The sequence below is a fragment of the Duganella sp. GW821-FHT01E12 genome (assembly GCF_059422325.1).
This window is the reverse complement of record NZ_JBWKWR010000005.1, coordinates 400,891-408,870: the sequence shown is the minus strand read 5'-3', so window position 1 is coordinate 408,870 and position 7,980 is coordinate 400,891. Positions and strand designations below refer to the sequence as shown.

Sequence of the window (7,980 nt, the reverse complement as noted above, 5' to 3'; positions counted from 1 at the left end):
CAGCTTGAATTGCGTCGTGTACTTCGCCAATGAAAAACCCCTAAAGTTGGCGTCCAACTTTAGGGGTTCAGTTCATTCGGGCGGCTTTTTTCTTGCCTGCCGCAATAATGCGGCCTATATTGGTATAAACAGTTTATTCGGTTTATATCGCCATGCATGCCGCCGCTTCCCTGTTTGCCGGTTTGTTGTTCGCTTGCGGAACGGCGGGCGCGCAGGTGCCGGAATCGGGCAGGGCGCAGGAAATGAGCTTCAGCGCCGAGGAGGTGGCCAGCACGGTGGAGGACCGCTACATCGACCGCGTGGTCGGCCTGGCGGCGGCCGGCCGTCTGGACGACGACCGTGTCCTGCTGGCGCGCCTGCAATCGATCGGCGCCGGCCTGATACGCGCCGCCGTGGCCTTGAAGCCGGAAGCGGCGGGGTGGGAGTGGGAGTTCCACACCACCAGCGACGCCGACGTCGACGCCATCTGCATGGCCGGCGGCAAAATCCTGGTGGGCAGCGCCTTCGTGCGCCAGCTGGACCTCGGCGACGGCGAGCTGGCGACGCTGCTCGGGCACGAAATCGCCCACGCGGTTGCCGAGCATCACCGCGAAACCTTGTCGGAAGCGCTATTCCTGAACCGCTATCCGGCGGTGCCGCTGGAGGTGGTGATGGAGCGGCTGGAGAGCGATCTATCGGTGCAGATCCGGCTGTCCAAGCTATCGAGCATGCAGGAGTCCGAGGCGGACCAACTGGGCATGGTGCTGGCGCACCGCGCCGGCTGGCCGGCCGCCGGCATGGTCAGCTTCTACCGCAAGCTGTCCGATGGCGACCAGGAGGCGCTGGTGGCCGGCGCCTATCCGGCCAGCGCCTCGCGCCTCAGCATGGCCAAGGGCATGGCGCTGCTGTTCCAATCCGATCGCTAGACCTCTAGCCGCGCTTGCGCTCGTGCTGCCACAGCACGTCGCTGCCGCCGGCGTAGCGGTTCAACACCCGCGACAGCACAAACATCAAGTCCGACAGGCGGTTCACATACTGGCGCGGATGCTCGTGGATGGTCTCGGCCTTGCCCAGCGTGACGATGGCGCGTTCGGCGCGGCGGCACACGGTGCGGCACACGTGCGCCTGCGAGGCCGCGCGCGAGCCGGCCGGCAGGATGAATTCCGTCAGCGCCGGCAGGGTGGCGTTGTACTTGGCCAGCAGCGCGTCGAGCCGCTCGACGTGCGCCTCGGTGATCATCTGGTAGCCGGGGATGCACAATTCCCCGCCCAGGTCGAACAGGTCGTGCTGGATGGTGACCAGCTCCTCGCGCAGCTCGGCCGGCATGTCCTCGCACAGCAGCAGGCCGATATGCGAATTCAGCTCGTCGACTTCGCCGATCGAGTGGATACGCACGCTGTCCTTGTCGGTGCGGCTGCCGTCACCGAGGCCGGTGGTGCCGCCGTCGCCGGTGCGGGTGGCGATTTTGGAGAGTCGATTGCCCATATGGATTCCTAAAAGTAGATGAGTCGCGCCCGGAAGAATACAACAGTTTAATCGGGTATTTCGCCTTGCGGGCCGTTTGTGCTTACAATCGATGCACTATCCTAGTGCTTCCAGGTGCCCGCTCCATGAACACTGCCACATCCGCGCCGTCCTCCCCGGCCGATATCGCCGCCCGCCGCGCGCAGGTCGCCGCCGCGCTGCTGCATGTGCTGCCGCCCCGCGCCATCCTGTCCGAGCCGGAAGACACCCGGCCCTACGAATGCGACGGCCTGGCCGCCTACCGGCAATTGCCGATGATCGTGGTGCTGCCCGACAGCGAGGCGCAAGTCGCCGCCGTGCTGCAGGTGTGCCGCGAGTTGAAAGTGGCCGTCGTGCCGCGCGGGGCCGGCACCGGCCTGTCCGGCGGCGCGATGCCCATCGCCGACGGCGTGGTGCTGTCGACCGCGCGCCTGAATCGCATCGTGCGCATGGACGCCTATTCGCGCACAGCCATGGTGCAGCCGGGCGTGCGCAACCTGGCGATCTCGGAGGCGGCGGCGCAGCATGGCCTGTATTACGCGCCCGATCCGTCGTCGCAGATCGCCTGCACCATCGGCGGCAACGTGGCCGAGAACTCCGGCGGCGTGCACTGCCTCAAATACGGCCTGACGGTGCACAACGTGCTGCGCGTGCGCATGGTGACGATGGACGGCGACGTGGTGGAACTGGGCAGCGAGGCGCTCGATGCGCCGGGACTGGACCTGCTGTCGGTGTTCATCGGCTCCGAGGGCATGCTGGGCATCGTCACCGAGGTGACGGTCAAGCTGGTGCCCAAGCCGGCCACCGCGCGCGTGATCATGGCCTCGTTCGACGAAGTGACGGCCGGCTGCCACGCGGTGGCGGCGCTGATCGCGGCCGGCATCATCCCGGCCGGGCTGGAGATGATGGACCAGACCTCGTCGCGCATGGTCGAACCTTTCGTGAACGCGGGCTACGATACCGAGGCCGCCGCCATCCTGCTGTGCGAGGCCGACGGCACCGTCGAGGAGGTGGAGGAGGAAATCGCCCGCATGTCGGCGGTGCTGAACACGGCCGGCGCCAGCGCCATCGCGGTGTCGCAGACGGAGGCGGAGCGATTGAAGTTCTGGTCCGGCCGCAAGAACGCCTTCCCGGCGGCGGGCCGCATCTCGCCCGACTATTACTGCATGGACGGCACCATCCCGCGCAAGCGCCTGGGCCAGGTGCTGGAGGGGATCGCGCAGATGGAGACCAAGTACGGGCTGCGCTGCGCCAACGTGTTCCACGCCGGCGACGGCAACCTGCATCCGCTGATCCTGTTCAACGCCAACATCCCCGACGAATTCGAACGTGCCGAGGCCTTCGGCGCCGAAATCCTGGAACTGTGCGTGGAAGTGGGCGGCACCATCACCGGCGAGCATGGCGTCGGCATCGAGAAGATCAATTCGATGTGCGCGCAGTTCGCGCCGGCGGAGCTGGACGCCTTCTTCTCGGTCAAGCGCGCCTTCGACCCGGCCGGCCTGCTCAATCCCGACAAGGCCATCCCCACGCTGAACCGCTGCGCCGAATTCGGCAAGATGCGCGTCAGCGGCGGCAGGCTGCCGTTCTCCCATCTGCCGCGTTTTTGAACGGAGCGACATGAGCAACGATTCCTACTCCTACCTCGCGGGCCAGTTCAGCGACCGCATACGCGCCGCCAGGGACGACGGCATCCGTCTGCGCCTGCGCGGCGGCGGCACCAAGGACTGGTACGGCCAGTCGCCGGAAGGCGAGGTGTTCGACACGAGCGCCTACGCCGGCGTGGTCTCCTACGAGCCGACCGAGTTGGTGATCACCGCGCGCTGCGGCACGCCGCTGGCGGAGATCGAGGCGCTGCTGGCGCGGCACCAGCAGATGCTGGCGTTCGAGCCGCCGCGCTTCGGCGCCGCGTCGACCATCGGCGGCGTGGTGGCCAGCGCCTTGTCCGGCCCGCGCCGCGCCAGCGCCGGCGCGGTGCGCGACTTCGTGCTTGGCGCGGTGCTGATGGACGGCCACGGCGAGGCGCTGCGCTTCGGCGGCCAGGTGATGAAGAACGTGGCGGGCTACGACGTCTCGCGCCTGCTGGCCGGATCGCTCGGCACGCTGGGGCTGATACTGGAGGTGTCGCTCAAGGTGCTGCCGGTGCCGCTGCGCGAGGCCAGCCTGCGCTTCGAGATGAGCGAGATCGACGCGCTGCGCCATCTGAACGAGTGGGCCGGCCAGCCGCTGCCGATATCGGCCAGCTGCTGGCACCAGGGCGTGCTGACGCTGCGCCTGTCCGGCGCCCAGGCAGCGGTGCAAGCGGCGCAGCGCAAGCTGGGTGGCGCGCCGCTGGCGGACGACGCGGCGTTCTGGACCTCGCTGCGCGATCAGACGCACGGCTATTTTGATGGCGGCTGTTTGTGGCGGCTGTCGGTGCCACCGGCGGCCAGCGCCATCATCCTGCGCGGCGAGCAGCTGATCGAGTGGGGCGGGGCGCAGCGCTGGCTCAAGGTGGAATCCGCCGACGCCGAACAAGCTGCGGGCATACGCCGCACGGTGGGGGCGGCCGGCGGCCACGCCACGCTGTTCCGCGGCGGCGACAAGAACGTCGGCGTGTTCCATCCACTGGCGCCGGCCGTGGCGAAGATCCACGAGCGGCTCAAGCAGTCCTTCGATCCGGCGGGGATCTTCAATCCCGGCCGCATGTACTAGCGAACCCCATGCAAACCAATCTCGCCGATTTCATCAAGCACACCCGCGAAGGCGAAGAGGCCGACGCCATCCTGCGCGCCTGCGTCCACTGCGGCTTCTGCACCGCCACCTGTCCCACCTACCAGCTGCTGGGCGACGAACTCGATGGCCCGCGCGGCCGCATTTACCTGATCAAGCAGGTGCTGGAAGGCGCGCCGGTGACGGCCAAGACGCAGACCCACCTGGACCGCTGTCTGACCTGCCGCAATTGCGAAACCACCTGTCCGTCCGGCGTCAAGTACGGCCGCTTGATCGACATCGGCCGTAAGGTGGTGGAGGAGCGCGTGCAGCGCCCGTTCGCCGAGCGCATGAAGCGCTTGGTGCTGAAGGAAGCCTTGCCGCGCAAGGCGCTGTTCAAGGCGGCGCTGCGCGCGGGGCAGGTGTTCCGGCCGCTGCTGTCGCCCGCGATGCAGGACAAGATCCCGGCGATGCAAGGCGCCGGCGTGTGGCCGTCGCGCCAGCACGCGCGCAAGATGCTGGTGCTGGAAGGCTGCGCGCAGCCGGCGATGGCGCCCAACATCAACGCCGCCACCGCCCGCGTGCTCGACGCGCTGGGCGTGCAGCTGATCGCCGCGTCCAGGGCCGGCTGCTGCGGCGCGCTGCGCCACCACCTCAACGACCAGGAGGCGGCGCTGGACGACATGCGCCGCAACGTCGACGCCTGGTGGCCGTACGTGCAGGATGGCGCGGTGGAGGCCATCGTGATGACGGCATCCGGCTGCGGCGTCACGGTCAAGGAATACGGTCACCTGCTGGCGCACGACAGCGCCTACGCGGGCCGGGCGCAGCGCATCTCGGAGCTGACGCGCGACCTGAGCGAGGTGATGCCGCAATTCGAGGAGGAGCTGGCGCGACGCGTGAGCATCAGGGAGCGCGTGGCTTATCATCCGCCCTGCACGCTGCAGCACGGCCAGCAGATACGCGGCAAGGTGGAAGGCGTGCTGCGCGCGGTCGGCGTGGACGTGGTGCTGTGTGCGGACAGCCATCTGTGCTGCGGTTCGGCGGGCACGTACTCGCTGCTGCAGCCGGAATTGTCGCTGCAGCTGCGCGACCGCAAGCTGGCCAACCTGGCCGATACCGGCGCCACCGCCATCGTCTCGGCCAACGTGGGCTGCACGGCGCATCTGCAATCGGGCACGGACACGCCGGTCACACACTGGATCGAGTTGATCGACCTAGCTTTGAATAAATAGCGGCATCTGCGCCGTGCCGCCGGCCGGCTCGCCGTGCAGGCTGAGGATGGGCGGCAGCTGCGCGGCCGCCTGCCACACGCCCGCCGTGTTGAAGCTGGCGACCCACGGCAGCACGTCGTCCGCCGGCATCGGCCGGGCGATGCCGTAGCCCTGCACCAGATCGCAGCCCAGGCGCATCAGCATCGCGCCGTGTTCGATGGTCTCCACACCCTCGGCGATCACGCCCAGGCCGAAGGACTTGGCCAGGCCGATGACGGCGCTCACCAGGTGCAGGTCGTCGCGGTCGACCAGCATGTTGCGCACGAAGCTCTGGTCGATCTTCAGCATGTCCGCCGGCAGGCGCTTGAGGTAGGACATCGACGAATAGCCGGTGCCGAAATCGTCCAGCGCGAAGCTGATGCCCAGCGCCTGGCAATCGAGCATGATGCTGCGCACGTGGGCGATGTCGCTCAGCGCCGACGATTCCAGGATCTCCAGCTCCAGCATGTGCGGCGGCACGTCCGGGAACTCGGCCAGGATGGCCTTCAGGCGGCCGACGAAATCGGCGCGCTGGAAATGGCGCGCCGCGATGTTGACGCTGATGACCCAGCGCGCGTCGAAGGCGCGCCAGAACTGCAGCTGGCGCAAGGCTTCGCGCAGCACCCACTCGCCGATGTCGACGATTACGTCGCTGTGTTCGACGATGGGCAGGAAGTCCATCGGCCCGACCACGCCGCGCAGCGGATGCGCCCAGCGCAGCAACGCCTCCATGCCGACGATGCGGCCCTTGCGCATGTCCAGCTTGGGCTGGTAGTACAGCCGCAGCTCGCCGGCGCGCAGCGCGGCGCGCACCTCGGTGCGGCGGTTGTGGTGGGTGCGCACCTGCTCGTCCAGGTCGGCGTCGAAGAAGTGGTAGCGGTTGCGGCCCGTGATCTTGGCCTGGTACAGCGCCTGGTCGGCGTGGCGCAGCAGGCTGTCGGCGCTGATCTCGTTGCCGGTGTAGACCGCCACGCCGGCGCTGGCCGACATGCCGACCGCCTTGCCCTCGCAGACGTAGTCGCGCGACAGCGCCGCCATCAGGCGGTCCAGCGCCTGCTCGACGGCGGCGCGGCCGTTCATCTCCGGCAGCAGCAGCACGAATTCGTCGCCGCCCAGGCGCGCCGCGTAGTGGCGCTGGCCGGCGAAGTCGTGCAGGCGGCTGGCGGCCTGCTTGAGGATCTCGTCGCCGACGTGCTGGCCCATGGTCTGGTTCACATGCTGGAAGTGGTCGAGGTCGAACAGGCACACGGCCAGCAGGTATTCCTCTTCGCGGGCACGCATCACTTCCTGCTCGAAGCGGCTGGCCAGCGCCGCGCGGTTGGGCAGGCCGGTCAGGATGTCGTGGTTGCTCTGCCAGGAGATCTGCTGCATCAGCTGGCGGCGTTCGGTCACGTCGCGGAACACCAGCACCGAACCCTGCACCTCGTTGCGGGCGGAGCGGATCGCGTTGGCGGTGTATTCGACGGTGATGATTTCGCCGCCGCGGTTGCGCAGGCTCTGGTTGCCGACCTTGATCACTTCGCCGCCGGCGTAGATCTGCGCCATCGCCTTGAGCAGCGAGTGCTGGCCGAAGTTATTGGCCAGCACGAACACCTGGTGCAGCTCCATGCCGTGCGCGCGCGACTCGGACCAGCCGGTGAGCTGCTGGGCGACGTCGTTGATGGTGGCGATCTTGCCGCTCAAATCGGTGGTGATGACGGCGTCGCCGATCGAGGCCAGCGTGACCTCGATGCGCTCCTTTTCCACCTGCAGCAGCGCCTGCGCGTCCAGCGTCTGCGCCAGTTGCTCGCTGAGCTTGTGCTGGCTTAGCTGCAGCTTGTGCACCAGCGCCTGCACCCGTTGCGCCATGTTGTTGAAGGTGACGGCCAGCAGGCGCGCCTCCGGCGTGCCGCGCACCGGCAGGCGCACGCTGTGGTCGCCGTTCTGGAAGCGGGTGGTGCTGTCGGTCACGCGCTGCAGCATGCGCTGGTTGGCGAAGATGATGATGCCCAGCAGCGTGTAGATGATGGAGATGTTGACCAGCGAAATCGCCGCCTGCTGGCGCAGCGTGCGCCACACCTGCGCCAGCGGCAGCGTCGGCTCGAAGGCCAGCGCCAGGCTGGCGTTGCCGATGTAGATGGTGCGGTTGATCGGTTGCAGGCCGTCCAGCCTGCCGAACCAGTCCGGATAGTCCGGCGGCGGCGCCGCGCTGCGCAGCGCTTCCAGATGGCCGCCGGCGTAGTCCAGCCGCGCCGCGACCAGGTCGGCCTCCAGCAGCAGGGCGCCGGCCAGGGTGTTGTCGAGGGCGGCGCGATCCGGCGTGGTCAGCGCCGGCAGCAGCGCCTTGTGCAGGTAGACGCCCAGTTCGCCGGCGTCCTTCTGGTAGCGGGTGTTGGCGTAGGCGGTTTCGGATTGAAACAACAGCGTATATCGCAAACCCACCACGACGGCGATGATGACGAAGATAGGGACGAACAAGCGGGAGTACATCCCCATCCGCATCCAGCGCGACAGTAGTTTTCCAAACAACGACATAGGCGACTGATTCGATTCTTGGAAATGACCAGAGGCCATTATT

6 protein-coding genes are annotated in these 7,980 nt (G+C 67.7%); 4 read left to right on the top strand and 2 right to left on the bottom strand.

What is annotated here, in order from left to right:
- Window positions 1-152: 152 nt before the first annotated feature.
- On the top strand, window positions 153-905 hold the full coding sequence (locus tag AC07WS_RS17625; RefSeq protein WP_494730333.1) for a M48 family metalloprotease: 753 nt from the start codon (window positions 153-155) through the stop codon (window positions 903-905).
- Between the two features lie 4 nt (window positions 906-909).
- Here AC07WS_RS17625 and AC07WS_RS17620 read toward each other — a convergent pair whose 3' ends face one another.
- Window positions 910-1,464, bottom strand: coding sequence for a cob(I)yrinic acid a,c-diamide adenosyltransferase (locus AC07WS_RS17620; protein WP_117012940.1), 555 nt, complete (start codon window positions 1,462-1,464; stop codon window positions 910-912).
- A 125-nt stretch (window positions 1,465-1,589) separates the two neighbouring features.
- On the opposite strand from AC07WS_RS17620, the gene AC07WS_RS17615 reads away from it, so the two are divergent.
- Genes AC07WS_RS17615 through glcF form a run of 3 tightly spaced genes read left to right on the top strand, consistent with a single transcriptional unit; the run spans window position 1,590 to window position 5,405 of the window.
- The gene (locus tag AC07WS_RS17615) at window positions 1,590-3,089 is read left to right on the top strand and encodes an FAD-linked oxidase C-terminal domain-containing protein (protein ID WP_494730332.1); all 1,500 of its coding nucleotides are present in this window, start codon (window positions 1,590-1,592) and stop codon (window positions 3,087-3,089) included.
- A 10-nt stretch (window positions 3,090-3,099) separates the two neighbouring features.
- Window positions 3,100-4,173, top strand: a complete 1,074-nt coding sequence (gene glcE / locus AC07WS_RS17610; protein ID WP_494730331.1) for a glycolate oxidase subunit GlcE — start codon at window positions 3,100-3,102, stop codon at window positions 4,171-4,173.
- A gap of 8 nt (window positions 4,174-4,181) precedes the next feature.
- Window positions 4,182-5,405 carry a glycolate oxidase subunit GlcF gene (gene glcF / locus AC07WS_RS17605; RefSeq protein WP_494730330.1) on the top strand — a complete coding sequence of 408 codons (1,224 nt, stop codon included), beginning with the start codon at window positions 4,182-4,184 and terminating at the stop codon, window positions 5,403-5,405.
- On the opposite strand, the gene AC07WS_RS17600 is transcribed toward glcF, so the two are convergent.
- A complete protein-coding gene (locus AC07WS_RS17600) occupies window positions 5,388-7,892 on the bottom strand; it encodes an EAL domain-containing protein (protein WP_494730329.1) in 2,505 nt (834 codons plus the stop codon). The genes glcF and AC07WS_RS17600 overlap by 18 nt on opposite strands.
- Window positions 7,893-7,980: the final 88 nt, after the last annotated feature.